Raw genomic sequence first — 24,495 nt, forward strand, 5'->3', positions numbered from 1 at the left:
CCCGCCGCGACGGCTCCATCTCCACAAAGTAGCCCTGTCGCGCCACAACCACCCCGCCCGTCGCGGTGACCTCGCGCCCCGAAGAATCCACGACGCGCGCGGTGACGTCGTAGCGCAGATCCCGTCGCCCATCGAGTGGCGTGCTCACCCGCATCTCCGCCGTGCCATCGGGCCCCGTGCGGAGCGTCTCGTTCTGCACAGCCCGGCCCGAATCGCCATCCTCCAGGGCGAACGGACGGACCGCAGTCGACTCGCGCACCTCGACCACGACCTTCGCATCCGCGACCGCGCCCCCGAAGTAATATTCCGCAGCCACCTTCACGGGAAACTCCTCCCCGAGTCGCAGCGGACGATCAGCATCGCCCACCGCCACGTTCACCTTGAACTCCGGCAGCCGATACTCCTCGAGGCGGAACAGCGTTTCCTCAGCAATCACTTCCTCCCCACTCGAGAACTGCACCTTGTATTCGCCCAGCGGCCACTCGGCCGGCAGCGGCAGATCGCCCCACGCCCCACCGAATTCCGTGAGCTTCACCTCCCCGGAGTCCACCTTCTCGCCGAGAGGACTCGTCACCGTGAATTTCACCAGTGCCCCGCGAGGCGTCGCGTAGGCGCCATCGGCTCGCTTCCGCGCGATCAATTTCCACCGCACCGTCTCGCCCGGACGATACGCCGCACGATCCGTGAACGTCTGGACTCGCCATTTCGCCGCGGGCTCCACTTCGGCCGATGCTTTGTCGCTCGCGATCACCGGCTGGCTGCCATTTCGGCCAAAAAGCAGAAGCGAGCCGTTCCAGTCCCGGCGCGTCTTTGGAAGCGTGAACGTCAGCAGGCCATCCGTCGCCGCACCACTCTCCACGGACTGCCAGTTCCATTGCCGATTCGTTTCCCGCACTCTCCACAAGATTCCGCCGCCCTCCTTCGCCCGGTCGCCCGTGCGCGCATCGCACAGAAAGGCAACGACCTGATCACCGACCAACTGGAAAACCGCCGCGCCCTGAGTCACCACGATCAGCGCGCGCGCTCGTTGCTCGCTGGCCAGAGCCTCGAGCAGATACGTCCCCGGCTCCGCAATCTCCTCGAGCCGGAGCATGCGTTCCTCCGGTTCGTGACTCCCCGCCGGCGGCCCCGCTTCTTTCCACTGCCGCACCATGCCCTCCGCGCCTGCCCGCACCGCGTCGATCCATCGCTCAGGATCCGTCTTCGGCGACGGCACGAAATCTCGAGTGAGGTCGACCCGGGAGAGCGTGAACTGCACTTCGCCGACATTGCGCCACGTTGCGCGCACCACGGGCTTCGTGCCCGGCAGGAACTGATGCTCGGCCCGCAGCTCGAGCGCCGGTCGCGTCAGCTCCGCGATCTGCGCCGCGGCCTTCTCTGTCAGAGCCGAGCGGCCCTTGGGGAATTCCTTCTCGAAGCGGCGAAACAATTCCAGCGCTCGACCGTAATCCGGCCCGAGAACGAGGCGATCGCCATCCCATTTTTCCGCACCCGCGACGAGGTTCCACTCCGCCCACTCGAAAAGAGCGGATTCGTAAACCGCCGTATCCGCGCCCGCCTCGACCGCCGCCTGGAACTCCCGACCCGCGCGACGCTGGGAATACGGGTCGCCGTCCACGGCATACCAGCGGCCAAGGAAATAGTGAGCGCGCGCCTGCTCCTCACCCGGCGGCGCAATGCGAAGGGCGTTCGCGAGCACGTCCAGCGGCACGCGCCGCTCATTCCCGCGCTGCCCGGGAGGACCCGTCGCCTTCCAGACGATCGCCAGATAACGTGCACGCGCCGCGTCGAGGTCCGTGGAGGCCGCCCAGAACTTCAACGCACGCTCGTAGTCCGTCCACCCGCGCATCCAGTCCTTCTCGATGGCCAGCCACGAGTCTCCGAGCGATTCCGCCGCCTCGGCCGCGAGCGCCTCCTTGTCGCCGGCGAGAACTTCCAGCTGTTTGCGCGCCTCGGCGAGCTGCGGCGCATCCGGACGCGATCGCCAGAGCGAGTCCGCGAGATAAAAACTGAGCGTCTGCCGGTCTTCGGGCGGCACTCCCAGTTTCTCCGCGTCGCTCCATGCCTGGTGCGCCAGCGCGTAGGATTGCTCGGAATAATAGTCCGCCGCCCGGGCCTGCAGCGTGGCATAGCGCTCCGCCGCCGACTGGGCGAAGGCTCCGCCGACCATGCCCCACCCGATCGCGAGGCCACAGGCTACGCGCGCCCAGAACAGGGAAGGACCAGAATTCATCTCCCTACGATAACGAGATCGTCGCCGCCCACCGGCGAAAACTTTGCGCGCAGACGCGTTATTTCCGATCCGCGTCGAGGGCGGCCTTCACGGCCTCCTCGATCTCGGCGAAGAGCGCGGGATCGTTCTTGAGGGCTTCCTTCGCGGCATCGCGCCCCTGCGCGAGCTGGGCGCCCTTGTAGCTGAGCCAGGAGCCGCGCTTTTCGAGGATGTTCTTCTCGATCGCGAGGTCGAGCAGCGAGCCCGCGCTGGAAATCCCCTCCGCATACATGATGTCGAACTCCGCCTCGGTGAACGGCGCGGCGACCTTGTTCTTCACGAGCTTCACGCGGGTGCGGTTGCCGGTGACGGCCCCGTCGCTATTCTTGATCGCGCCGATGCGGCGGATGTCCACGCGCACGCTGGAGTAGAATTTGAGCGCCTTGCCGCCGGGAGTCGTCTCGGGATTCCCGAACATCACGCCGATCTTCTCGCGGATCTGGTTCGTGAAGATGACAACCGTGTTCGCCTTGGAAATGAAGGCCGTGAGCTTGCGGAGGGCATTGCTCATCAGGCGGGCCTGCGCGCCGACAACGGCGTCGCCGATCTCGCCCTCGAGCTCGGACTTCGTCACGAGCGCCGCAACCGAGTCGAGCACGATGACGTCGAGCGCGTTCGAGCGCACGAGCGTCTCGCAGATGCGCAGCGCTTCCTCACCGGAGTTCGGCTGGGAAACGAGCAGGTCGTCGAGCTTCACCCCGAGCTTCTTCGCGTAGGTCGGGTCGAGCGCGTGCTCCACGTCGATGAAGCCCGCAAGGCCGCCGCGCTTCTGCGCCTGGGCGATCACCGTAAGCGTGAGCGTGGTTTTCCCGGAGGATTCCGGTCCGTAGATCTCGATGATGCGGCCACGGGGGAAGCCCCCCACGCCAAGCGCCCGGTCAATGAGAATGTTGCCAGTCGGAATGACCTCGACCTCGGAATGCGTCGCATCGCCAAGCCGGCGAATCGCCTCGCTGCCATAGTCCTTCTCGATCTGCTGAAGAGCCAGGTCGAGGTTGCGGTTACGGGCGATGATCGCCTTGTCTTCGGCGGGAGCGGTTTCAGTCTTGGCCATGATTCAGGGATGCGTTGGCGGAAGCGTAGAGCCGCCCCGGCGGCCGCGAAATGAAAAACTCCCGCCGCCCCGAAGGAATCGCTCTTGCCATGCCGCGCCCGGTTTTTCAACTTGGCCGTTCACCGACGAATGAATTCCCAGCGGCTCACCTTTTTTCTGCGCCTCGGCAGCACGGTGACCCTCTGGGCGATTATTCTCGCGTCGATCTTCTCCGGCCGGGAATGGGCTTTCTTCCTCGTGATCGCGGGCATGCCGATGATCGCGCTCTGGGAATACTTCCGCATGCTGGACAAGGACGGCATTCCGAACTTCCAGCTCACTGCGCTCATCTCCGCCGCGGTCTTCCTCGGCGGGAGCTTCTACTACTCGAGCGTCAACGGCTCCGCCCGCGCGCTCGACGTCGACATGGCGATCCTCGTGCTGTTCGTCATCGTGATGTTCGCCCGCCAGATGTTCGTTTCCATTCGTGACCGCGAGCCGCTGCAAACGCTGGCCTACACGCTCTTCGGGCTGTTCTGGATCATCTGGATGTTCAGCTTCATCACGAAGATCCTCTTCCTGCCGCCGCGGTCACCGGCGGGCGATCCCACCGGGCAGTTCTACGTGCTCTTCCTCGTTGCGGTGACGAAGTTCAGCGACATGGGCGCGTATGTCTTCGGCAGCCTTTTCGGCAAACACCCGTTCGTGCCGCACATCAGCCCGAAGAAGACCTGGGAAGGATTCTTCGGCGCGCTGTTTGCCTCGCTGCTCGCCGCCTTCGGCCTGCACTGGCTCATCCCGACGAAACTCGCGGCCTTCGGCACGATCGATCTCGCCGTGCTGGGCCTCGTGCTCGGCTTCGCGGCGGTGATCGGAGACCTCGCGGAATCCATCGTGAAACGCAGCACGCAGATCAAGGATTCCGGCGCCGCGCTGCCGGGCATCGGCGGCACGCTCGACCTCATCGACAGCCTGCTCTTCACCGCGCCGCTCCTCTATTTCTACATGCGCTTCGTGCTCGGCATCTCATGAGGAAACGCCGGGTCGTCATCCTTGGCGCGACCGGATCCATCGGCCAGAGCGCCCGGCAGGTCGCCCGCAATCTGCCCGACCGGATGGAAATCGTCGGCATGGCGGCGCACTCGAATGCCGCCGGCCTCGCGGAAGCCGCCGCCGAGTTTCCCGGCGCCCGCACCGTGCTCGCCAGCGCTCCCGGTGGCGCGGACGCACTCATCGCCCTCGCCACCCTTCCCGAGGCCGATCTCGTGCTCGTTGCCATCGTCGGCACGGCCGGCCTGGCCCCGGCGCTCGCCGCCATCGAGGCAGGCAAGGATATCGCCGTCGCCAGCAAGGAGATCCTCGTGCTCGCCGGCGAGATCGTGATGGCCGCCGCCCGGCGCAAGGGCGTCCACGTGCTGCCCGTCGACAGCGAACACAACGCCATCTTCCAATGCCTCGAGGGCCGCGCCCCGGACCACGTGCGCCGGCTCATCCTCACCTGCTCGGGCGGGCCGTTCCGCAAGACGCCGGCCGAGGAAATTGCCCTCGCCACCCCCGCGATGGCGCTGAAACACCCGACCTGGACGATGGGGCGCAAGATCACGATCGATTCCGCCACGCTCTTCAACAAGGCGCTGGAAATGATCGAGGCCCGCTGGCTCTTCGACGTCGGCATGGACCGCATCGACGTCGTCGTCCACCCGCAGAGCATCGTGCATTCGCTCGTGGAATTCGTCGACGGCTCGCAGCTCGCGCAACTCAGCCAGTCCGACATGTGTTTCCCGATCCAATACGCGATCACGTATCCCGACCGCGTCGCCGGAGCGCTCGCTCCGCTCGATCTGGCGACGGCGGGTCGACTGGAATTCGAGGCCCCGCGCGAGGATGTCTTTCCCGCCCTCCGCCTGGCCCGCGAAGCCGGCGCCACCGGCGGCACGCTGCCTGCCGTGCTGAACGCGGCGAACGAAATCGCGGTCGACGCCTTCCTCGGAGACCGAATCGCGTTCCCCGATATCTGGCGTCTCGTCGAAGAAACCATGGCGGCGCACGCCGTCGTTCCCCATCCCGATCTCGCGACCCTGCTCGAAGCCGACGCCTGGGCGCGGCGAACGGCCTCCGCCCGCTAAAAGCCGAAAAGGCGCTCCGTCATGCGGAGCATCCCCTGAGATCTTCTTTGCGAGAACCGCTGGGAATTACTCCTCGCCGCCGCCGTCGTCGCCACCACCGTCATCGGAGGAGTCGTCACCGCCCTCGTCCGCCGAGTCGTCAGCCTCATCCGCTGAGTCGTCACCCTCATCCGCCGAGTCGTCGCCCTCATCCGCTGAGTCGTCGCCCTCATCCGCCGAGTCGGCGTCCTCATCCGCCGAGTCGTCGCCCTCATCCGCCGAGTCGGCGCCTTCATCCGCCGAGTCGTCGCCCTCGTCCGCCGAGTCGTCGCCTTCATCCGCCGAGTCGTCGCCTTCTTCCGCCGAGTCGGCGCCTTCTTCCGCCGAGTCGGCGCCTTCATCCGCCGAGTCGTCGCCCTCGCCCGCCGAGTCATCGCCCTCGTCTGCCGAGTCGGCGTCATCGGCAATGTCCTCCTCGGTGTCCTCCCACGAGTCGTCCTGCGATTCTTCGTTGGCCTCGAGGCTTTCCTCGTAGTCGGACTCCTCGATGTAGGTGTCTTCAGAAACTTCCTCGCTGCTCGATTCTTCGACGTAGCTGTTGTATTCGGACACTTCGGTTTCCGAGATGCTCGAATCCCACGTGTAGTCGTATTGATACGAGATGTCGGCTGACTCGTAGTAGGACCAGTCACTCACCGAGTAGGAGTCGTAGTATTCCCAATAATAGGTGTCTGCCTGTTTGAACGACGTATCAACCCACGCCCACTCGGTGCGATAGGTCACCGGCACATAGTAGGTATAGGCATCGTATTCGCCGGAGAGGTAGTCGAAGAGCTCGAGCGCGAGGAGGAAGCCTGCCAGCGTCTCCTTCGCGGAGGAGATCGCCTTCGATTGCTTGAACAGGCCGTCGAGGTCGGCCACGAGCTTCTTGTTGCCTTCCTTCACAGCCTTCTCACGCACCGGCGCGAGCTTCGCGACGAGTTCGGCCTGCTGCGTGCGGAGTTTGGCGAAAGTCTCCTTTTCCTTGTCGGTGAGCGGACCACCAGCCTTCTTGCGGGCGGCTTCTTTGCCGAAATTCGCACGCAACGCGTCGAAGGAATCGAGCACGATCTTCACGCCATCGTTGATCGGCTTGTTCACGATGCCGATGCGCGGCGCGGTCACACGGAGCCTGCCGACGGCGGTCGCCGTGTCGCTGAGCGTCTTGAAATAGGCGGGATCCTTCGCCGCGAGCTGCTTCCTGAGCGTCTCGGTGTTGCTGGCGACCGTCTTGAGGGAGGCAAAGAACGGCGCGGCGGCCTTCGATTTCGGATCGAGCTTCGCTTCCTTCGCGCCCTTGCCGATGAGGGCGATGCCTTTCTCCACTTCGGTGATCAACGCCGTCGCATCGACCTTCTTCGCGGGTTTTTCCGCATTCTTTTTCTTCGCCGCCGATTTGGGCTTCGCGGGCGAGGGAGACGCCGCGGCTGGGGCGTCAGCCGCGTGAGTGACCGGGGTCAAAGCGAGACCTCCAACGAGGAAAACGCGCCAGGCGATGATGGGAAGGACGACGAAACGAACGGCGGATCTGAGCATAGAATGGATGCGAAGGGGGAGCCTAAGTTCATGGCGAGACGCGAATTACGGCGCAAGAAATTTGCGCGCCAGAGAGTCAGAAAGACGGACTATCTCTCAGCCCAATACGCAAGGCCGCCGAAAATCAGGCCTTGTAAAAAGCCGCGATGGTCGCCACGACCTCCGCATGCTCGGCATCGGAGAGTTCCGGGAAGATCGGCAGCGCGATCGTTTCCGCCGCAGCTCGCTCGGATTCCGGAAAATCGCCCTCGGCGTGCCCGAGATACGCGAAACATTCCTGCCGATGCAGGGGCACCGGATAGTAAATGCCATGTCCGATACCGTTGGCCGCAAGATGAGCCGCGAGCTCATCGCGCCGCGCGGCGCGCAGCACGTATTGGTGGAAGATGTGATGCTCGGCCACCTGGCCGGCGAAAGGCGTGGCCGGCAGCGTGAGAAATTCCAGCAGGCCCTCGCGGGCAAACGCGGCCGCGTATTTCTCGGCATTCGCGCGGCGGGCGGCGTTCCAACCCGCAATGTAGGGCAGCTTCGCGTGAAGAATGGCGGCCTGAAGCGCGTCGATCCGGAAATTACCGCCAACCTTGTGGTGAAAATAGCGCTGCTCCATCCCGTGATTGCGCATGAGGCGCAGCTCGCTCGCGAAAGCCGCATCGCGGCAGGTCGCGAGACCGGCGTCGCCGAAGGCCCCAAGATTCTTGGCCGGGAAAAAGCTGAAGTAGGCGGAGTGGCCGAGCGTGCCGGCCTGGCGCACGCCATCGCGGGAGGGATATTCCGCGCCGATGGCCTGGGCGGCGTCCTCGAGCACGGGCAGATCGAACTCCGCGGCGAGATCGTTGATTGCATCCATCTCGCAGCAGAGACCGAAAAGGTGCACCGGACAGATCATTCGCACGCGGTTGCCCCGGGCGGTGCGCAGCACGCCCTCGGCGTCGCGGTGGCAACGCTCGCGCAGGCATTCCTCGAGCCGGGCCGGGCTGAGGTTCAGCGTGACGGGATCGATGTCGACAAAGACGGATTCCGCGCCGACGCGGTGGATGCAGCCCGCGGTCGCAAAAAACGTGTAGGGCGTCGTGATGACCGCATCGCCCGGCCCGATGCCGGCTGCCATGAGCACGGCGAGCTGCGCATCCGTGCCGGACGACATGCCGACGGCGTGGCCGCAGCCGATCTGCGCGGCGATGGCGCTCTCGAAGGCCTCGACCTTCGGCCCGAGGATGAAATGCTGCGAGGCGACGACGGCATCGATCTCGCGCTGCACGTCCGCGCGAATTTGCGCGAACTGTCGCGTGAGATCGAGAAGGGGAACGGCCATTACGACGGCGCCGCTCCGTTACTTGACGACACCAAATTCCGCGCGGCGATTCTTCGCGTCGTTGCTCGGATCGGCAGGCATTTCCTCGCCGAAGCTGACGGTCTGAAGCCGGTCGCCGGAGACGCCCATGCCGATGAGCGACTCGCGCACGGCCTGCGCGCGACGTTCGCCGAGGCCGCGGTTGTATTCCTCGGTGCCGGCGCTGTCGGTGAAGCCGGCGATGATGATGTCGTTCTTGCCGCCCTTCACGGCGCTCGCGACGGCGTCGAGCTTCGCGAGTTCGGCATCGGAAACGGTGAAGCTGTCGTAGGCGAAGTAAACGGGCTGGAACTGGCTGCGATCGACGGTGCCTCCGAAGAAATTCGCGCCCTCGACGCGATCGGGCAGCGGCGTGCCGGTCACGTAGTCGCCATCGACGCCCACGGAGTCCTCGCCGCCGTGCTTTTTGCCGGCGCAGGAGGAAAAGGCAATGGTCGCGCAGGTCGCGAGGGTGAAGAGGAGAGTGGGCTTCATGCGGGTATTAAAAGCGGAGGTTGGAATAAGGAAATGAGGAAATCAGGAAAAAACGTCAGTGCGACCAGGTGGGCTCGGAGACCTTGCCGAGGCCGCTGACGATCGGCACCGTGCGGCCGTTCTGGGCATCGAGAAGGACGAGCGAAGAGCCCGTGCTGAAGATGATGTGGCGGGAATCCGCGCCCCAGACGCCATCCTCGCCAGAGGCGAGCGTGCGCGTCGCGCCGCTATCGAGATCGGTGACGGCGATCGAGAAGCCTCCCGAGCGCACGGTGAACGCGATCTTCCGGCCGTCGGGCGACCAGCTCGGCTCGGTGCAGAAGGACTGGCCGGTGCTCACCGCGCCGGAGGCGCCGCCGTTCGCCGAAATGCGGAACAGTCGCGGACTGCCGGTCTCGTCCGACGAATAGACGATCTCGGAGCCATCCGGCGACCAGCTCGGCGAGGATTCCACCCCGCGCGTGCGAGTAAGGCGTTTCGCGCCGCCGCCATTCGCGCCGACGACGTAGAGCTCGGGATTCCCGTCCTTGCTGATCGAGCAGGCGATCCGGCCGCCATCCGGCGAGAACGCGGCGCCAGAGTTCGTGCCGGGGAACTTGATGATGCGATTGCGGGCGCCGCTGCCGAGATCGACGAGGTAGATGTCCGCGTAGCCACTCTGGTAACCGGTGTAGGCGAGCTTGCGGCCGTCGGCGCTGAGCGCGGGAGCGACGCTGATGCCGCCGTCGTGCGTGAGCTGGCGGACGTTCGCGCCATCGTAGTCGGCGGTGTAGATTTCCTTGCGGCCGGAGGAATTCCCGACGAAGGCGATCTTCGACGTGGCGATGCCGGGATGACCGGTGATCGTCTCGACAATGTCGTCGGCGAACTGATGCGCCACGGCGCGCGCGCCGCCGGAGTAGCTCTTCGAGAGAACCGTGCCGCCGCTGCGATCCTTCACCTGCCCCTGCAGCGATCCGCCGGAGGCCGTGCCCGAGACGACGTAGGAAGCCGTGCCCGCCTGGCCAAGGCTGAACGCGCCGGCAAGCGTGAGGTCGTTTTGCAGGACTTTCGTCACCGCCGGTCCCTCGCCACCGCCGATGCCGGTGAGGGCAAGGTTGATCGCGTCGCTCTTGCGAATCGTGATGGTGGGAGTGTCCTGCGCGACAGCGGAGGAGAGGGCAAGCAGCGCCATGGCGCCAAGGCAGAACGGAAGTCGGGATTTCATGGCCAGATAGCGATTGGGCCGATACCATGCCGCGCGTTCCGTGCGCTTTTCAACTACGAAGAGAATTCCTTCTCCGGCCGACCACGCCACCCAGATCCGACCGTGGCGCGACGCCCTGCTCGCAGGAGCGACCGTGGCCCTCGCAATTTGCCTCGGTGCGACCATCGTCTACCAGCGCGCGAAGGCGGAAAAACTCATCGACGTGCATCGTCACCTCGGCGAGATCGCGAGCCGGCTGAGCAAATCCAGCATATCGCCGATGCGCTCCGACGCCCTCGATGCGCTCGTCGGGTCGCTGCGCACCGTGCGGGACACCGCCGCGGAGGTCCGCCGCATCTACACCTTCGCACTGGAGGACGCGGAGCAACAAACGCGGCTGGACACCGGCTATGTGAAGGAGGCCTCGGGGTCACGCCCCCTGCCCCCGCACGCCCGGCAGGCGCGCGCGCATTTCCGCGAAATCGCCAATGCAGTCAAGGACGCAAGCTGGAGCGTGGTCGAGGACACCAACGCCACGGTGTTCTCCCTCGTTTTCGACGACCACTCCCGGCCAACGGGAATTCTCGCCGTCGAAGCGGACGCGGACCAGCTCCTCATCGGCCTTTCCACGATCCGGCAAGCCCTGTGGTTCACCTGCTTCCTCGGCGGAACGGTGGGCATCGGGGCCGGCATGGTCGTCTGGCATCTCCGGAGACGCGCGGCCGCCGCGCAATGGCAGCTGCGCGAAAGCCGGCACATCGAGGAAGCCGTGATCGCGTCGCTCGGCGAAGTCGTTTACACCTACAATCCCGAAGAGGCGCGGTTTCGCTGGCGCGGAAATATCCATACGCTGCTCGGCCTCACCTCGGACTATGGCGGCGGCGGTCTCGACGCCTGGGTCGAGCGTCTGCATCCCGACGATCGCTCTCGCTACCTGATGACGCTCGAAGCCGCCGCCGCAAACTCCCAGCCGATGAGCCTCGAGTATCGCGTGCGCAGCGACACCGCCGGCACCGTCTGGGTGCTCGACCGCGCGCAACCCGTGCATTTCGAGGACGGCCGCTCGCACCTCACGGGCGCATTGATCGATCTCACCACGCAGCGCCGCGCCGAGGAGGCCCTCCGCATCTTCTTCGAGGGCACCGCCATGGCCCACCTCGCTTTCGACGGCGACACGATCGTCGACGCCAATCCCGCAGCGGTGGAGCTCTTCGGTGCGCCGGACAAGGAAACGCTCCTCACCCGGCAGGGGTGGATGCTCTGGCCCCGTCGGCAGGCCGGCTCGATGCTCTCCGCCCAGGAATGGTCGGAGCGCGTGATGTCCGCCGTGGAGGCCGGCTCGGCCCGTTTCGAATGGCAATTCCTGCGCTTCGACGGCTCGGCGATCGAATGCGACGTTTTCGTGCGTCCCACGATTTTCCAGGATCGCGAGGTTCTCATGGTCGGCTGCCTCGACATTTCCACGGCCAGGCGCGCCCAGGCCCGGTTGATCGAGAGCGAGCAGCGGTTCCGCGACGTCAGCGAGGCCATTGGCGAGTTCATCTGGGAGGTCGACCGGCACAGTCGCTACACCTACGCCTCGTCCCGCGTGAAGGACGTGCTCGGCCTCGACCCCGCCGAAGTTCTCGGCCACACGCCGTTCGAGTTCCTCCCGGCAGAGGATGTCGAGGCCGTGAAGGAGCGGTCCGATGCCATTTTCCGGGAAGGTCTCCCCTTCCGCAATTTCGAGCACCGCGTGCGCCAGCCCGATGGCTCGATGCTCTGGATCAGCGTAAGCGGCGTGCCCAGCTACGACGCCACTGGCCAGATCACCGGCTACCGCGGCGCGTCCCTCGACATCACGAAACACCGCGCCTACGAGCAGGAGCTCGTTCTCCAAAAGGACGCCGCCGAGGCCGCCGCCCGCGCGAAGAGCAACTTCCTCGCGATGATGAGCCACGAGATTCGCACGCCGCTCAACAGCGTCCTCGGGTTCGCCGATCTTCTCCTCGACACGCCACTCAATCCCACCCAGCGCGACTATCTTCAGACGGTTCGCGGCAGCGGCGGCGCCCTCCTCGTGCTGCTCAACGACATTCTCGATTTCTCCAAGATCGAATCCGGTCAGATGGAGATCGAAATCCGGCCCACCGATCTCCGCGGGAGCGTGCAGGAGGTGCTCGACCTCCACCGCCCCGGTGCGAACGCCAAAGAGCTCGACCTCTCGCTGCACATGGCGGCCGACGTGCCAGCCCGGATCCTCACCGACCCCTCCCGCCTGCGGCAGATTCTCCTCAACCTCGTCGGCAATGCCGTGAAATTCACCGCCGCCGGCAGCGTGCGGATCGACATTTCCCGACGCGCAATCGATGGCACCGAAAGCCTCCGCATTCTCGTCGCCGACACCGGCATCGGGATCAGCCGCGAGCAGCAGGAGCGTTTGTTCAAGCCCTTCATCCAGGCCGACTCTTCCACCACGCGCCGCTTTGGCGGCACCGGCCTCGGCCTGGCGATCAGCAAACGCCTCGCGAACCTCCTCGGCGGCGAGCTCGGCCTGCTCGAGCACAACGGGCCCGGCGCGCAATTTTTCTTCGACCTGCCGATCGACGTCTCCACCGAAGAATCCCCGATTTCGGCGAGTTCCCAATCCGTCGCGAAGAAGTTCCTCGACGGTGCGCAACTTCGCATCGCCCGCCGGGCTCCCTGGGTGCTCGTCGTGGACGACAACACCCTCAATCGCCGACTCACTTCCAAGCTCCTGCACCAGCTGGGCGCGGAAACCGATACGGCCGCAAGCGCCGAGGAGTGTTTCGAGAAGGTCTCCATCACCGCCTTCGATTTCGTGCTGATGGACGTCCAGATGCCCGGGATGGACGGCCTCGAGGCCACCCGGCACATCCGCGATCTGGAAACCAGAACCGGGCGCAAACCCCTCGTTATCATCGCCCTCACCGCCGACGCCATGGTGGGCGACCGCGAGCGCTGCCTCGCCGCCGGGATGAACGAATATCTCACAAAGCCGCTGCGGCGGGAGTCGCTCGTGCGCGTGCTGGATTCCTATCGCGACGAAGCCCCGGCGTGAACGGAGCCTTGTCACCCGCGCGGGGCGCGTGCATATTCCCCGCTCCCCACAAGACGAAGTTTTGCGAATGAAGGTTTATATCGACGGCGAGTTTTACGAGAAGGAGAACGCGAAGATTTCCGTGTTCGACCACGGCCTTCTTTACGGCGACGGCATTTTCGAGGGCATTCGCTTTTACAACGGCCGCGTCTTCCGCCTCGAGGAGCACATCGACCGCCTCTACGACTCCGCCCGCGCCATCTGCCTGAGCATCCCGATCGACAAGGCCGCGATGATGGCTGCCACGGTGGAAACCATCCGCCGCAACGGGCTCCGCGACGGCTACGTGCGCCTCGTCGTTACCCGCGGCGACGGCGATCTCGGCCTCAATCCCGCCCTCTGCCCCAGGGCCACGATCATCATCATCGCCGCGAAGATCACGCTCTACCCGGCCGACAAATACGAGAATGGCCTGATGGTCGTGACCTGCTCGACCCGGCGCATCCCGCACGGCGCGCTCAGCCCGATGGTGAAGTCGCTGAACTACCTCAACAACGTGCTCGCCAAGATCGAGGCGCAGAATGCCGGCGCCGGCGAAGGCCTCATGCTCAACGAGCAGGGCTACGTTTCCGAATGCACCGGCGACAACGTCTTCATCGTGAAGAACGGCAAGCTCTACACGCCCCCGATTTCCTCCGGCGCTCTCGCCGGCGTGACCCGGGCGGTCGTGCTCGAACTCGCTGCCGAGGAGGGCATCCCGGTGAGCGAGCCGGACATGACCCGCTACGACATTTTCACGGCCGACGAGTGTTTTCTCACCGGCACCGCGGCGGAAGTCATCCCCGTGGTCATGCTCGACCGCCGCGACATCGGCGACGGCAAGCCGGGACCGATCACGAAGCGTCTGATGACCCGCTTCCATGAGTTGACACAGAGCACCGGCACTGTGATTGATTAGATATGCAATGCGACGTTTGCGGTGAGAAGGACGCCAGCGTCTTCCTCACGCAAATCGTGGAGGGGAAGATGCAGAAGGTGAACCTCTGCGAAGCCTGCTCCAAGGCCAAGGGCGTCAACGACCCCACCGGCTTCGCCCTCGCCGATCTTCTTCTCGGGCTGGGCGCCGCGCAACAGCTCGAAAAGAGCCCCACCACGGCCAAGTGCCCGGTCTGCGGCTTCACCCAGGCCGACTTCAAGAAAACCGGCCGCCTCGGCTGCAGCGAGTGCTACACCACTTTTGCGGATGGCCTCGCCGGCATGCTTGCCAATATGCACAAGGGCACGACCCACGTCGGCAAGGCACCGGGCGATCGCGCGCATCGTCGCGAACTGACCGCAAAGATGAAATCCCTTCAGGCCACCCTCGACGAGGCCGTGGCCACCGAGAAATACGAGGAGGCCGCCACCCTGCGGGACGCCATCCGAAAACTGGAGACGGAGCTCGCGTCATGAAACTCTCCCGCATCATTTCGAATGCGGGGGAATGGCTCTCGGGCGACGGCCCGAATCGACAGGTCGTCGTCAGCAGCCGCATCCGCCTCGCCCGCAACCTCACCCGCACCGCCTTCCCCGGCTGGGCCAAGCGCGCCGAACGCCTCGAAACCCTCGGCCTCATCCGCCCCGCCATCGAGGCGTTGCCGGAAATGCACGACGCTTACGCGCAGAATCTTACGGAACTCACCGCGTTGGAACGGCAGGTGCTCGTAGAGAGGCACTTGATCAGTCGCGAACATGCCGCCAAGGGCGCCGGGAGCGCCGTCGTAATGAACGTGGAGCAGACCCTCAGCTTCATGATCAACGAGGAGGATCATCTCCGCATGCAATCCATCCGCTGCGGCCTTCAGCTCCACGAGGCCTACGCCGCCGTTGACAAATGCGATACCCAGCTCGCGACCCGGCTCGACTTTGCCTACCACGAGGAGCTCGGCTATCTCACCGCCTGCCCCACCAATGTCGGCACCGGCATGCGCGCTTCCGCCATGCTTCATCTGCCCGGCCTCGTGATGGGCGACCAGATCAACAAGATCATCAACTCGGTGAACAAGATCGGGCTGGCCGTCCGCGGTCTCTACGGCGAGGGCACCGAGGCGATGGGCAATCTTTTCCAGGTCTCGAACCAGACCACCCTTGGCGAAAGCGAGGAACAGATCATCGACCGTCTCAGCGAAGTGATCATCCACATCGTCGAGCACGAGGAAAATGCCCGCCAGCAGCTCGTCGAAAAGCGCGCCACCACCGTGCTCGACCAGATCGGCCGCGCCTACGGCGTCCTTTGCCACGCCCACAGCATGACCTCGAAGGAGGCCCTCAACTGGCTCTCCATCCTCAAGCTGGGCATCGATCTGGGGCTCTTCCCCGACTCGGCGCGCGTCACCATCGACGAGCTCTTCATCGAGACGCAGCCCGCGCATTTGCAAAAAGGCACGCAGGGCCAGAAGATGTCGGCCGAAGCCCGCGACGCCTTGCGAGCCACCCTGATCCGAGCGAAACTGAAACCGCTTCCCGAACCGGATATGACGAAAGTTCCCCTTTCGCCCGTGTCCGATTCGAACGAAGCTACCGAAGCCAAAAAGGAACCCGATGATGAATAACTTCACGCCGCGAGCCCAACAGGTGCTCGCTCTCGCCCGCAAGGAAGCCGACCGATTCAACCACAATTACGTCGGCACCGAGCACCTGCTCCTCGGGCTGATCAAGCTTGGTCAGGGCGTTGCCGTGAACGTCCTCCAAAAGATGGGACTCGATCTCGAGACCGTCCGCATGGAGGTCGAAAAACAGGTCGGTTCCGGTCCCGAAACCAAGATGGTCGGCAACATTCCCTACACGCCCCGCGTGAAGAAGGTGCTCGCGCTTGCCAGCAAGGAGGCCAAGGCGCTCCAGCACAGCTACGTCGGCACCGAGCACATCCTGCTCGGCCTGCTCCGCGAAGGCGAGGGCGTTGCCGCCCGCGTGCTCAAGAGCCTCGAAGTCGACATCGAGCGCACCCGCAATGAGATCCTCAAGGAACTCGACCCGAATTTCTCCGCTCAGGAAGAGGGCGGCGGCGAAAACATTCCCGCCGAAGCCGGCACGAGCAAGAAGGATGGCAAGACGCCCGCCCTTCGCGCCTTCGGCCGCGACCTCACCGAGATGGCCCGCAAGGCCGAGCTCGACCCCGTCATCGGCCGCGCCGACGAGATCGAGCGCGTCATTCAGATCCTCTGCCGCCGCACGAAGAACAATCCCGTGCTCATCGGTGAGGCTGGCGTCGGCAAGACCGCCATCGCCGAGGGCCTCGCCCAGGAAATCATCGCCGGCAACGTGCCCGAGCTGCTCCGCGACAAGCGCGTGATCACCCTCGATCTCGCCCTGATGGTCGCCGGCACGAAATACCGCGGCCAGTTCGAAGAGCGCATCAAGGCCGTGATGGACGAGATTCGCAAAGCCAGGAACGTCATCCTTTTCATCGACGAGCTGCACACCATCGTGGGCGCCGGTTCCGCCGAAGGCGCGATGGACGCGAGCAACATCATCAAGCCCGCCCTCAGCCGCGGCGAGCTCCAGTGCATCGGCGCGACAACGCTCAACGAATATCGCAAATACATCGAGAAGGACTCCGCCCTCGAGCGCCGCTTCCAGCAGGTGAAGGTCGAGCCGCCCTCGGTCGAACAAACCGTCCAGATTCTCAAGGGCCTGCGCCCGAAATACGAGCAGCACCACAAGGCGATCATCAGCGACGAAGCCCTCGAGGCCGCCGCGAAGCTTTCCGACCGCTATCTCACCGGCCGGTTCCTGCCGGACAAGGCGATCGACATCATGGACGAAGCCGGCGCCCGCGCCCGCATCGGCGCCATGACGCGTCCACCGAACGTCAAGGACATCGAGGCTGAGATCGAAACGATCAAGACCGACAAGGAAGCCGCCATCAAGGCCCAGGACTTCGAGCGCGCCGCCTCGCTGCGTGACGCCGAGAAGCAGGCCAAGGACAAGCTCGACTCCGTGCTCGCCGAATGGCGCGCGAAGAAGGAAGAGCAGGAAGTCCACGTCACCGAGGACGACATGATGCATGTTCTCTCCAAGTGGACGGGCGTTCCGCTCAGCCGCATGGAGCAGAAGGAAACCGCGAAGCTCCTGGCGATGGAAGAGGACCTCAAGGGCAAGGTGATCGGCCAGGACGAAGCCGTCGTGGCCATCAGCAAGGCCCTGCGCCGCAGCCGCGCCGATCTCAAGGATCCGCGCCGCCCGATCGGTTCGTTCGTGTTCCTCGGCCCCACCGGCGTGGGCAAGACCTTCCTCGCCCGCACGCTGGCCGAGTTCATGTTCGGCGATCCGGACGCCATCATTCAGCTCGACATGAGCGAATACATGGAGAAGTTCACCGCCTCGCGTCTGATCGGTTCGCCTCCCGGCTACGTCGGCTACGAAGAGGGCGGCCAGCTCAGCGAAGCCGTGCGCCGTCGCCCGTATTCGGTCGTGCTCTTCGACGAAATCGAAAAGGCGCACCCCGACGTCATGCACCTCCTCCTCCAGATTCTGGAAGAGGGCAAGGTGACCGACTCGCTCGCCCGCAAGATCGACTTCCGCAACACGATCATCATCATGACGTCGAACGTCGGTGCCGAGCTGATCAAGAAGCAGACCTCGCTCGGCTTCCACGTGCCGAAGCTCGACGACAGCTACGACACGATGCGGGAGAAGATTCTCGAGGAAACGAAGCGCGTCTTCAAACCCGAGTTTCTGAACCGCCTCGACGACATCATCGTCTTCCACACGCTCACGAAGCCGGACCTCATCCGCATCGTGAATCTGGAGATCGAGAAGCTCACCGCCCGCCTCCGTGCGAAGTCGATCCACATCGAACTCGACGACAGCGCGCAGGAGCTCCTCATCGAGAAGGGCTACGACCCGAGCTACGGCGCTCGCCCGATGCGCCGCGCGGTCGAGCGCTACTTGGAGGATCCGATGGCCGAAGAGCTTCTCCGTGGCAACATCAAGGACGGCAACGTCATCAAGGTCAGCCGCGCCGGAGACAAGCTCACCTTCCTCAACGAGCCGAAGGAAACCGAACCCGTCGCCCTTACCGAGACGACCACGGAATAACCATTTAGCCGCACCAATAAACAGCCCGGAGAAGAAAACTCTTCTCCGGGCTGTTTTGGTTTTCGAACTTCGAGCCTCACCGAATGTGAAACATGACCACTCCCCTCGGAAGGCCGCACGATAGACGCATCCGCTCGCTCGGCGTTCGCGAGAGTTTCCCCAAGGACATGAAATTGTCGCGTCGAAGATTCGCCGCGTTCACGTGGATCGAATTAAAATGATGACGCGCGATGCGGAGGCTCGGAAAGCGAGCATGGATTGGACGGCCGTGAGATCAGGGAATCGAACGCGGATCGCCTCTCTGAGAGGCTCGGAGCGCACATCTTGTCGTTTCGCGCGAGCTTGCTAGCCTGCGGCCTGCGCCATGCTTCGCTTCCTCGTCGCTCCTCTTCTCAGCGCCGCCCTGCTCGGCTGCGCTTCGTCTTCCCGGGAACCCAACCCGAATCTCACGCTACTCAAAGCCGAGAACGTCGCGTGGCACGACTCCGGCGCCTACGACCGGGCCTTCGCGCGCGCGGCGGATCCCGCCCGGCGCACGCTGGAGGGTTACCTTCGCGGCGTCACTCCGCAGAACTTCGCCGTCGTCTTCGACATCGATGAGACGCTGCTGTCGAACTGGCCGTATTTGAGCGCCGGCCAGTTCGCCATCAGCGCCGAGACTTTCGCCGCCTGGACGATTCGCGAGCACGGCATCGCGCTCACTCCGATGCGGGAAGTTTACGCGAAGGCGCACGCCTACCAGATCCCGATCTTTCTCGTGACCGGTCGCGATGAATCCCTGCGCGCGGCCACCCAGCGCGACCTCGAGGAGGCCGGCTACTGGGGCTGGAGCGGACTTTACATGAAGCCGTCGAGCTATCGCGACCCGTCGATCATTCCATTCAAGTCTGGCGTTCGCAAAATGCTCACCGAGCACGGCTACCAGATCATCCTGAACGTCGGCGATCAGGACAGCGACCTTGCCGGCGGATATGCCCGCCACCGGTTCAAGCTGCCGAATCCCTTTTATTACCTTCCCTGAGGCGGGCTTTCACCGCCCCAGGGAGTCGGAAATCGATTAACGGAGGAAGGCCTCGTGCAGGCCGCCGTCGACGGTGAGGATCTGGCCGGTCGTCTTGCTCAGGCGCGAGCTCACCCACATGAAGTAGGCCTCGGCCTGGTCGGCAGGCGTGATCGGCACCTTCGTGAGCGTGCGGTCGGCGTAGAACTGCGCGAGCTTGCTCACCAGCGACTCGGTCTCCTCGTCGTCCTTGTAGGGAATGTTGTATTTCGCGAGCGAGCCGATGACGCGGTCGCGCGGGAACATCGCGGAACCCTGCACGACGGTCGCCGGGGCGACGCCGTTCACGCGCACGAGCGGAGCGAGCTCGATGGCGAGCTCGCGCACGAGGTGATTCGCGGCGGCCTTCGACGTGTCGTAGGCGAGACTGCCTTTCTTCGCGACGACGGCATTGGCGCTCGTCGTGAGAACGAGATTGCCGCGCAGCCCCTGCTCCTTCCACGTCTTGTAGGCTTCGTCGGCGACGAAGTAGCTGCCGGTGACGTTGATGTTGAAGGTGAGCGCCCACTTGTCGTCGGGAATGTGGCCCGTCGTGTCGCTCGGGACGAAAATGCCGGCCGTGACTTCGATGGAGTCGAACCCGCCGTAAGCAAGCGCGACCTCATCGAGCATCGCGCGGATGCTGGCGCGATCGGTGATGTTCGCCGCGAGGCCGATGGCCGGACCGCAGCCCGAGATGCCGGTGCCAGCGACGCCGATGCCGACGCCATATTTCGAGGTGATCTCGTCGGCCGTGGCCTGGGCGGCGGCGGCGTTGAGGTCGACGCAGACAATGTGCGCACCTTCCTTCACAAGGCGATGGGCGACTTCCTTGCCGATGCCGCTGCCGGCGCCGATGACGATGTGCACCTGGCGGGCGAGTTCCTTCTCCGCGGGCATGCGCTGGAGCTTCGCTTCCTCGAGGAGCCAGTATTCGATGTCGAAGGCCTCCTGCTGCGGGAGCGCGATGTATTCATCGATCGCCTCCGCGCCGCGCATGACCTCGACGGCGCAGTTGTAGAACTCGGCGGTCACGCGCGACTCGCTCTTGTCCTTGCCCCAGGCGACCATGCCGAGGCCGGGGATGAGCACGACGGTCGGGTTCGGGTCGCGCATCGCGGGGGAGTTCGCGTGTTTGCACGTCTCGTAATACTTCGCGTAGTCCTTCCGGTAATCCGCGAGGCCGTCGGCGAGCAGTTTCTTGAGCGCGGCGACATCGTCCTTCTGGGGATTCCAGTCGACGTAGAGCGGCTTGATCTTCGTGCGCAGGAAGTGGTCGGGGCAGCTCGTGCCGAGCTCGGCGAGACGGGCGGCATCCTTGGAATTGACGAAGCGCAGGATCTTCTCATCGCTTTGGACGGTGCCGATGCAGCGCTTGAACTGGCTCACCTGCCCGCGGAGCCACGGGAGGATCTGGGCGAAGACCTTATTGCGCTCGGTTTCCTCGAGCGTCTCGTATTTCGCGCCGCCGAAGGCCTTCGCGTCGCCGCCCTTGGCCTGGTATTTCTCGTCGATGTAGGCCGAGGCTTTCTCGATGAAGTCGAGGGTGTGCGTGTAGCACGTCTTCGCATCGTCGTCCCACGAGATGAAGCCGTGCTGTCCCATCATGATCGCCTTCACGCCGGGCGTGGCCTTCTCGATCTCCTGCATCGCGAGGCCGAGCTCGAAGCCGGGCCGCATCCACGGCACGTAAGCCATCTCGCCGCCGAAAATCTCCTGCGTGAGCTTCTCGCAATGCTTGCTCGCGGCGATCGCGATGATCGCGTTCGGATGCATGTGGTCGACGTGCTTGCCCGAGAGGAAGCTGTGCAGCGGCGTGTCGATCGATGACGGGCGCGGGTTCAGATTGAAGGTGGTGTGCGCGTAGGCCCCCACCATTTCGTCCTCGGCGGGCGACTTGAGGCCCTTGTCGGCGCGGGCGCCGTAGCTCGACTGCAGGCCGATGAGCTTATCCTGATAAAGGGAGGAGAAATTTTCGCGCTTGCTGGTGCGGAGATCGCCGCCAGAGCCCTTGACCCAGAGCACCTCGACGTCCTGGCCGGTGAGGGGATCTTTTTCGACAATCTTCGAGGAAGTGTTACCGCCGCCGGTGTTGGTAATGCGCTGATCAGCGCCAAGAATATTCGAGCGGTAGACGAGCAGGTCGACGAGAGACATCGAGCTGGCTTTTGTGTCGTCCCAAGAGTGATTTACGAATCGATATTGCATCAGAAATGGCGCTGGGTAGCGATTGGGGTGAGCCAGTGACTTTTCGTTTTCGAGTGTTGCCCTGGCAAGGACAAAGCGCCACCCTCACATTCTCGTCACTCATGCAAGGTCGTCGTCAGCCCCCTACTTTCCTCATCTGACCCATGACGGATCGAGTCTTCCTGGCAGTCGACATCGGTGCTGGCAGCGGCCGCGTCCTGGCTGGCATTTTCGATGGAAAGACCCTGCGCATCGAGAACGTGCGGCGCTACCCGAACCAGGGCATCCCGCTGCCTACCGGCTGGCATTGGAACCTCCCGCAGCTCTTCGCGGAAATCGTCACCGGCCTCGGTGAGGCGCGCCAGAAATACGGAAACGCCCTGGTTTCCGTCGCGGTCGATTCCTGGGGCGTGGACTACGGCGTCGTCGACGCCGGCGGACGCCTGCTCGGGCTGCCCTGGATGTATCGCGACTCCCGCAACGACGGGATGATCGACGCCGCTACGGCGCTCGTGCCGAAGGAGGAAATTTATCGCCGCACCGGCATCCAGTTTCTCCCTTTCAACACCGTTTTCCAGCTCATGGCCGAGCAGCGGGCGCATTCCGAAACGATGCGCATCGCCGAGCGGCTGCTCTTCGTGCCCGATCTGCTCACCTTCTGGCTGAGCGGCAAGAAAGTGACCGAGCGCACCATCGCCAGCACTTCGATGCTGCTGAAGGCCGGCAAGGCCGAATGGGATCTCGACCTCGCCGCCGCGGTCGGCATTCCTACGCATCTGCTCAAGCCAATCACCGAGCCGGGCGTGCTGGTCGGAGAACTGCGCCCCGAACTCGCCGCCCAGACCGGCTGCACCGGCCTCAAAGTCGTCACGTGTGGCGGCCACGACACCGCCTCCGCCGTCGCCGGCGTGCCCGCGGTCGATGCAAATCCGCTCTTTCTCAGCTCCGGCACGTGGTCGCTCATCGGCTGCGAATTGCCCGCGCCGATCGTCACCGCCGAGTCGGCTGCCGCCGGCTTCTCGAACGAGCAGGGCCTTTGCGGCACCACGCGCTTCCTCAACAACGTCACCGGCATGTGGCTGCTTCAGGAGTGCCAGCGCAACTGGCGCGCTCAGGGCATCGCCATCGAGGATGGCGAGCTCGCCCGCCGCGCCGCCGACGCCCGAATCGACTCCCTCATCGATCCCGATCACGAAAGCTTTGCCAAGCCCTGCGACATGCCTGCCGCGATCACCCATTTCTGCAAAGCGACCGGCCAGGCCGAACCACGCTACCCGGCCGAAACCGCTCGCGTGATCGTCCAAAGCCTCGCCCTGCGCTACCGCGAACTCGCTGCGCAACTTCGCGCCTGGATGCCCGCCCCGCCATCGCGCCTGCACATCGTCGGCGGCGGCTCGCAAAACGCCCTTCTCAACCAATTCACCGCCGATGCGCTCGACCTTCCCGTCGAGGCCGGCCCCACCGAGGCCACCGCGCTCGGCAACATCCTCGCCCAGCTCCTTGCCTCGGGCGAGATCTCCTCGCTCGCCGAGGGCCGCGCGATCATCCGCGCCTCGTTCGCGCAGCAGGTCTTCACTCCGCAGGACGCCAGCCAATGGATCGACCGTGCCGGCGCCTTCGCCGCGCTGCGCCGCTGATTTTTTAGAGATGCCCAAAACTGGAGAAAATTCCGACGTCGTCCTGATTGGCAGCGGCATCATGTCCGCCAACCTCGGCGCGCTCCTCAAACGCCTCGATCCCAGACTCACGATCCAGGTCTTCGAAGTCACCGACGGCCTCGCCCAGGAAAGCTCCCACGGCTGGAACAACGCCGGCACCGGCCATGCCGGCATCTGCGAACTCAGCTACACGCCAAAGCGCGAAGCCGACGGCACGGTGAGCGCCGCGCATCCGATCAAGATCTTCGAACAGTTCGAGAAATCCCTGCAATTTTGGGGCAGCGCCGTGCGCGACGGCATGGTGACGAACCCCTCGGAGTTCATCAATCCCGTGCCGCATCTCAGCTTCGTCCACGGCGAAGAGCAGGTCGATTTCCTCCGCGCGCGCCACGCCGCGATGTCCGCCCACCACTTCTTCGAGGAGATGGTTTACTCGACCGACCGCGCGACGATCGGCTCTTGGGCCCCGTTGCTCGTCGAAGGCCGCGGCGAGGTGCCCATCGCCGCCACGCGCATGGACGACGGGACGGACGTCAATTTCGGCTCCATCGCCCGCAAGCTCCTCGCGTGGCTCGGCCAGCAGGAAGGCTGCGGCATCGCGGCCGGTCATCGCGTGATCGACATTCGCAAGGACGGCACGGGCTGGGAGCTGGAAGTCCGCGAACTGGCAACCGGCCACACCTTCACGACGCGCACGAAATTCGTCTTCGTCGGTGCGGGCGGCGGCAGCCTGCCGCTGCTGCAGAAGTCCGGCATCCCCGAGAGCCGCGGCATCGGAGGCTTCCCGATCGGCGGCCAGTGGATCGTCTGCGACAATCCCGAGATCGTCGCGAAGCATCAGGCCAAGGTCTACGGCCAGGCACTCGGCGCCGCGCCCACCATGGCGGTGCCGCACCTCGACACGCGCATTCTCGACGGAAAGAAGACACTGCTCTTCGGTCCCTTCGCCGCATGGACCACGAAGTTCCTCCACGGCAAGGGCAGCCCGCTCGACCTCCCGCTTTCCATCAAGCCGCACAACCTCGCCACGCTCGTCAACGTCGGCATCCACAATCTCGACCTCGTCCGATACCTCGTGCAGCAGGGCACGCAGAGCATGAGCGACCGCATGGACGTGCTGCACGTGTTCTATCCCGCCGCAAAGGCGTCGGACTGGCGCCTGATCGACGCCGGCATTCGCGTGCAGGCGATCAAGGAGACCGACGGCAAGGCCGGCATCGTCCACTACGGCACCGAGGTCATCACGAACCAGGAACGCACCATCTCCGCACTCCTCGGCGCGTCACCCGGCGCCTCCGTCTCCGTCGACATTGTTCTCGAGGTCATCCGGACCTGCCTCCCGCACCTGCTCGAAGGCCCGACCATCCGCGAGCTCATTCCCACGTTCGGAATCGACATCAAGCAGGCGGAAAACGCCGCCTTCTTCCGCAACGCCCACGCCCGCGCCGAACAACATCTCAAACTCCGCCCCTGAGTCCCAGTATCCCCGCTGGTGA

The 24,495-nt window shown here is 64.6% G+C and carries 17 protein-coding genes; 10 read left to right on the forward strand and 7 right to left on the reverse strand.

Annotated elements, in window-relative coordinates; genetic code table 11:
• Window positions 1-2,233, reverse strand: a 2,233-nt coding sequence (locus tag VIM61_06060) for an MG2 domain-containing protein (GenBank protein ID HEY8899957.1), incomplete at its 3' end; no start/stop codon positions are given.
• A 58-nt stretch (window positions 2,234-2,291) separates the two neighbouring features.
• The gene (gene recA / locus VIM61_06065) at window positions 2,292-3,326 is read right to left on the reverse strand and encodes a recombinase RecA (protein HEY8899958.1); all 1,035 of its coding nucleotides are present in this window, start codon (window positions 3,324-3,326) and stop codon (window positions 2,292-2,294) included.
• A gap of 129 nt (window positions 3,327-3,455) precedes the next feature.
• Between recA and VIM61_06070 the strand changes: the two genes are divergently transcribed.
• Both VIM61_06070 and dxr read left to right on the forward strand, forming a co-directional pair.
• Window positions 3,456-4,337 (forward strand): phosphatidate cytidylyltransferase, encoded by an 882-nt coding sequence (locus VIM61_06070; protein ID HEY8899959.1) that lies wholly within the window; start codon window positions 3,456-3,458, stop codon window positions 4,335-4,337.
• Complete coding sequence (gene dxr / locus VIM61_06075; GenBank protein HEY8899960.1) at window positions 4,334-5,431, forward strand: 1-deoxy-D-xylulose-5-phosphate reductoisomerase; 1,098 nt, start codon at window positions 4,334-4,336, stop codon at window positions 5,429-5,431. Before VIM61_06070 ends, dxr begins: the two co-directional genes overlap by 4 nt.
• Window positions 5,432-5,497: 66 nt before the next feature.
• On the opposite strand, the gene VIM61_06080 is transcribed toward dxr, so the two are convergent.
• The 4 genes from VIM61_06080 to VIM61_06095 form a co-directional block, all read right to left on the reverse strand.
• Window positions 5,498-6,985 (reverse strand): hypothetical protein, encoded by a 1,488-nt coding sequence (locus tag VIM61_06080; protein ID HEY8899961.1) that lies wholly within the window; start codon window positions 6,983-6,985, stop codon window positions 5,498-5,500.
• A 124-nt stretch (window positions 6,986-7,109) separates the two neighbouring features.
• Entirely contained in the window at window positions 7,110-8,297 is a 1,188-nt protein-coding gene (locus tag VIM61_06085) for a DegT/DnrJ/EryC1/StrS family aminotransferase (GenBank protein HEY8899962.1), read from the reverse strand.
• Between the two features lie 18 nt (window positions 8,298-8,315).
• The gene (locus VIM61_06090) at window positions 8,316-8,810 is read right to left on the reverse strand and encodes an OmpA family protein (GenBank protein ID HEY8899963.1); all 495 of its coding nucleotides are present in this window, start codon (window positions 8,808-8,810) and stop codon (window positions 8,316-8,318) included.
• A gap of 55 nt (window positions 8,811-8,865) precedes the next feature.
• Complete coding sequence (locus tag VIM61_06095) at window positions 8,866-10,017, reverse strand: hypothetical protein (protein HEY8899964.1); 1,152 nt, start codon at window positions 10,015-10,017, stop codon at window positions 8,866-8,868.
• Between the two features lie 133 nt (window positions 10,018-10,150).
• Between VIM61_06095 and VIM61_06100 the strand changes: the two genes are divergently transcribed.
• The 6 genes from VIM61_06100 to VIM61_06125 all read left to right on the forward strand — a co-directional run bounded on the left by VIM61_06100 (window position 10,151) and on the right by VIM61_06125 (window position 19,136).
• Window positions 10,151-13,057, forward strand: a complete 2,907-nt coding sequence (locus VIM61_06100) for a PAS domain S-box protein (protein ID HEY8899965.1) — start codon at window positions 10,151-10,153, stop codon at window positions 13,055-13,057.
• 67 nt (window positions 13,058-13,124) lie between these two features.
• Window positions 13,125-13,994 carry a branched-chain-amino-acid transaminase gene (gene ilvE / locus VIM61_06105; protein HEY8899966.1) on the forward strand — a complete coding sequence of 290 codons (870 nt, stop codon included), beginning with the start codon at window positions 13,125-13,127 and terminating at the stop codon, window positions 13,992-13,994.
• A gap of 2 nt (window positions 13,995-13,996) precedes the next feature.
• Window positions 13,997-14,488, forward strand: a complete 492-nt coding sequence (locus tag VIM61_06110; protein ID HEY8899967.1) for a UvrB/UvrC motif-containing protein — start codon at window positions 13,997-13,999, stop codon at window positions 14,486-14,488.
• Window positions 14,485-15,627 carry a protein arginine kinase gene (locus tag VIM61_06115; GenBank protein ID HEY8899968.1) on the forward strand — a complete coding sequence of 381 codons (1,143 nt, stop codon included), beginning with the start codon at window positions 14,485-14,487 and terminating at the stop codon, window positions 15,625-15,627. Before VIM61_06110 ends, VIM61_06115 begins: the two co-directional genes overlap by 4 nt.
• Window positions 15,617-18,115, forward strand: coding sequence for an ATP-dependent Clp protease ATP-binding subunit (locus tag VIM61_06120; protein HEY8899969.1), 2,499 nt, complete (start codon window positions 15,617-15,619; stop codon window positions 18,113-18,115). The genes VIM61_06115 and VIM61_06120 overlap by 11 nt, the downstream gene beginning before the upstream one ends.
• 364 nt (window positions 18,116-18,479) lie before the next feature.
• A complete protein-coding gene (locus VIM61_06125) occupies window positions 18,480-19,136 on the forward strand; it encodes an HAD family acid phosphatase (GenBank protein HEY8899970.1) in 657 nt (218 codons plus the stop codon).
• A gap of 36 nt (window positions 19,137-19,172) precedes the next feature.
• Here VIM61_06125 and VIM61_06130 read toward each other — a convergent pair whose 3' ends face one another.
• Window positions 19,173-21,362, reverse strand: coding sequence for a bifunctional rhamnulose-1-phosphate aldolase/short-chain dehydrogenase (locus tag VIM61_06130; GenBank protein HEY8899971.1), 2,190 nt, complete (start codon window positions 21,360-21,362; stop codon window positions 19,173-19,175).
• Between the two features lie 143 nt (window positions 21,363-21,505).
• Between VIM61_06130 and VIM61_06135 the strand changes: the two genes are divergently transcribed.
• Window positions 21,506-22,978 (forward strand): rhamnulokinase family protein, encoded by a 1,473-nt coding sequence (locus tag VIM61_06135; GenBank protein HEY8899972.1) that lies wholly within the window; start codon window positions 21,506-21,508, stop codon window positions 22,976-22,978.
• A gap of 10 nt (window positions 22,979-22,988) precedes the next feature.
• Window positions 22,989-24,473 carry a malate dehydrogenase (quinone) gene (gene mqo, locus VIM61_06140; protein HEY8899973.1) on the forward strand — a complete coding sequence of 495 codons (1,485 nt, stop codon included), beginning with the start codon at window positions 22,989-22,991 and terminating at the stop codon, window positions 24,471-24,473.
• Window positions 24,474-24,495: the final 22 nt, after the last annotated feature.

It is taken from the genome of Chthoniobacterales bacterium, assembly GCA_036569045.1.
Lineage (GTDB): Bacteria > Verrucomicrobiota > Verrucomicrobiia > Chthoniobacterales > JAATET01 > JAATET01.

Bases quoted from the DNA above. Each gene is read 5' to 3' on its own strand.
- recA (HEY8899958.1), bottom strand. From the start codon at position 3,326: ATGGCCAAGACTGAAACCGCTCCCGCCGAAGACAAGGCGATCATCGCC.
- VIM61_06070 (HEY8899959.1), top strand. From the start codon at position 3,456: ATGAATTCCCAGCGGCTCACCTTTTTTCTGCGCCTCGGCAGCACGGTG.
- dxr (HEY8899960.1), top strand. From the start codon at position 4,334: ATGAGGAAACGCCGGGTCGTCATCCTTGGCGCGACCGGATCCATCGGC.
- VIM61_06080 (HEY8899961.1), bottom strand. From the start codon at position 6,985: ATGCTCAGATCCGCCGTTCGTTTCGTCGTCCTTCCCATCATCGCCTGG.
- VIM61_06085 (HEY8899962.1), bottom strand. From the start codon at position 8,297: ATGGCCGTTCCCCTTCTCGATCTCACGCGACAGTTCGCGCAAATTCGC.
- VIM61_06090 (HEY8899963.1), bottom strand. From the start codon at position 8,810: ATGAAGCCCACTCTCCTCTTCACCCTCGCGACCTGCGCGACCATTGCC.
- VIM61_06095 (HEY8899964.1), bottom strand. From the start codon at position 10,017: ATGAAATCCCGACTTCCGTTCTGCCTTGGCGCCATGGCGCTGCTTGCC.
- ilvE (HEY8899966.1), top strand. From the start codon at position 13,125: ATGAAGGTTTATATCGACGGCGAGTTTTACGAGAAGGAGAACGCGAAG.
- VIM61_06110 (HEY8899967.1), top strand. From the start codon at position 13,997: ATGCAATGCGACGTTTGCGGTGAGAAGGACGCCAGCGTCTTCCTCACG.
- VIM61_06115 (HEY8899968.1), top strand. From the start codon at position 14,485: ATGAAACTCTCCCGCATCATTTCGAATGCGGGGGAATGGCTCTCGGGC.
- VIM61_06120 (HEY8899969.1), top strand. From the start codon at position 15,617: ATGATGAATAACTTCACGCCGCGAGCCCAACAGGTGCTCGCTCTCGCC.
- VIM61_06125 (HEY8899970.1), top strand. From the start codon at position 18,480: ATGCTTCGCTTCCTCGTCGCTCCTCTTCTCAGCGCCGCCCTGCTCGGC.
- VIM61_06130 (HEY8899971.1), bottom strand. From the start codon at position 21,362: ATGCAATATCGATTCGTAAATCACTCTTGGGACGACACAAAAGCCAGC.
- VIM61_06135 (HEY8899972.1), top strand. From the start codon at position 21,506: ATGACGGATCGAGTCTTCCTGGCAGTCGACATCGGTGCTGGCAGCGGC.
- mqo (HEY8899973.1), top strand. From the start codon at position 22,989: ATGCCCAAAACTGGAGAAAATTCCGACGTCGTCCTGATTGGCAGCGGC.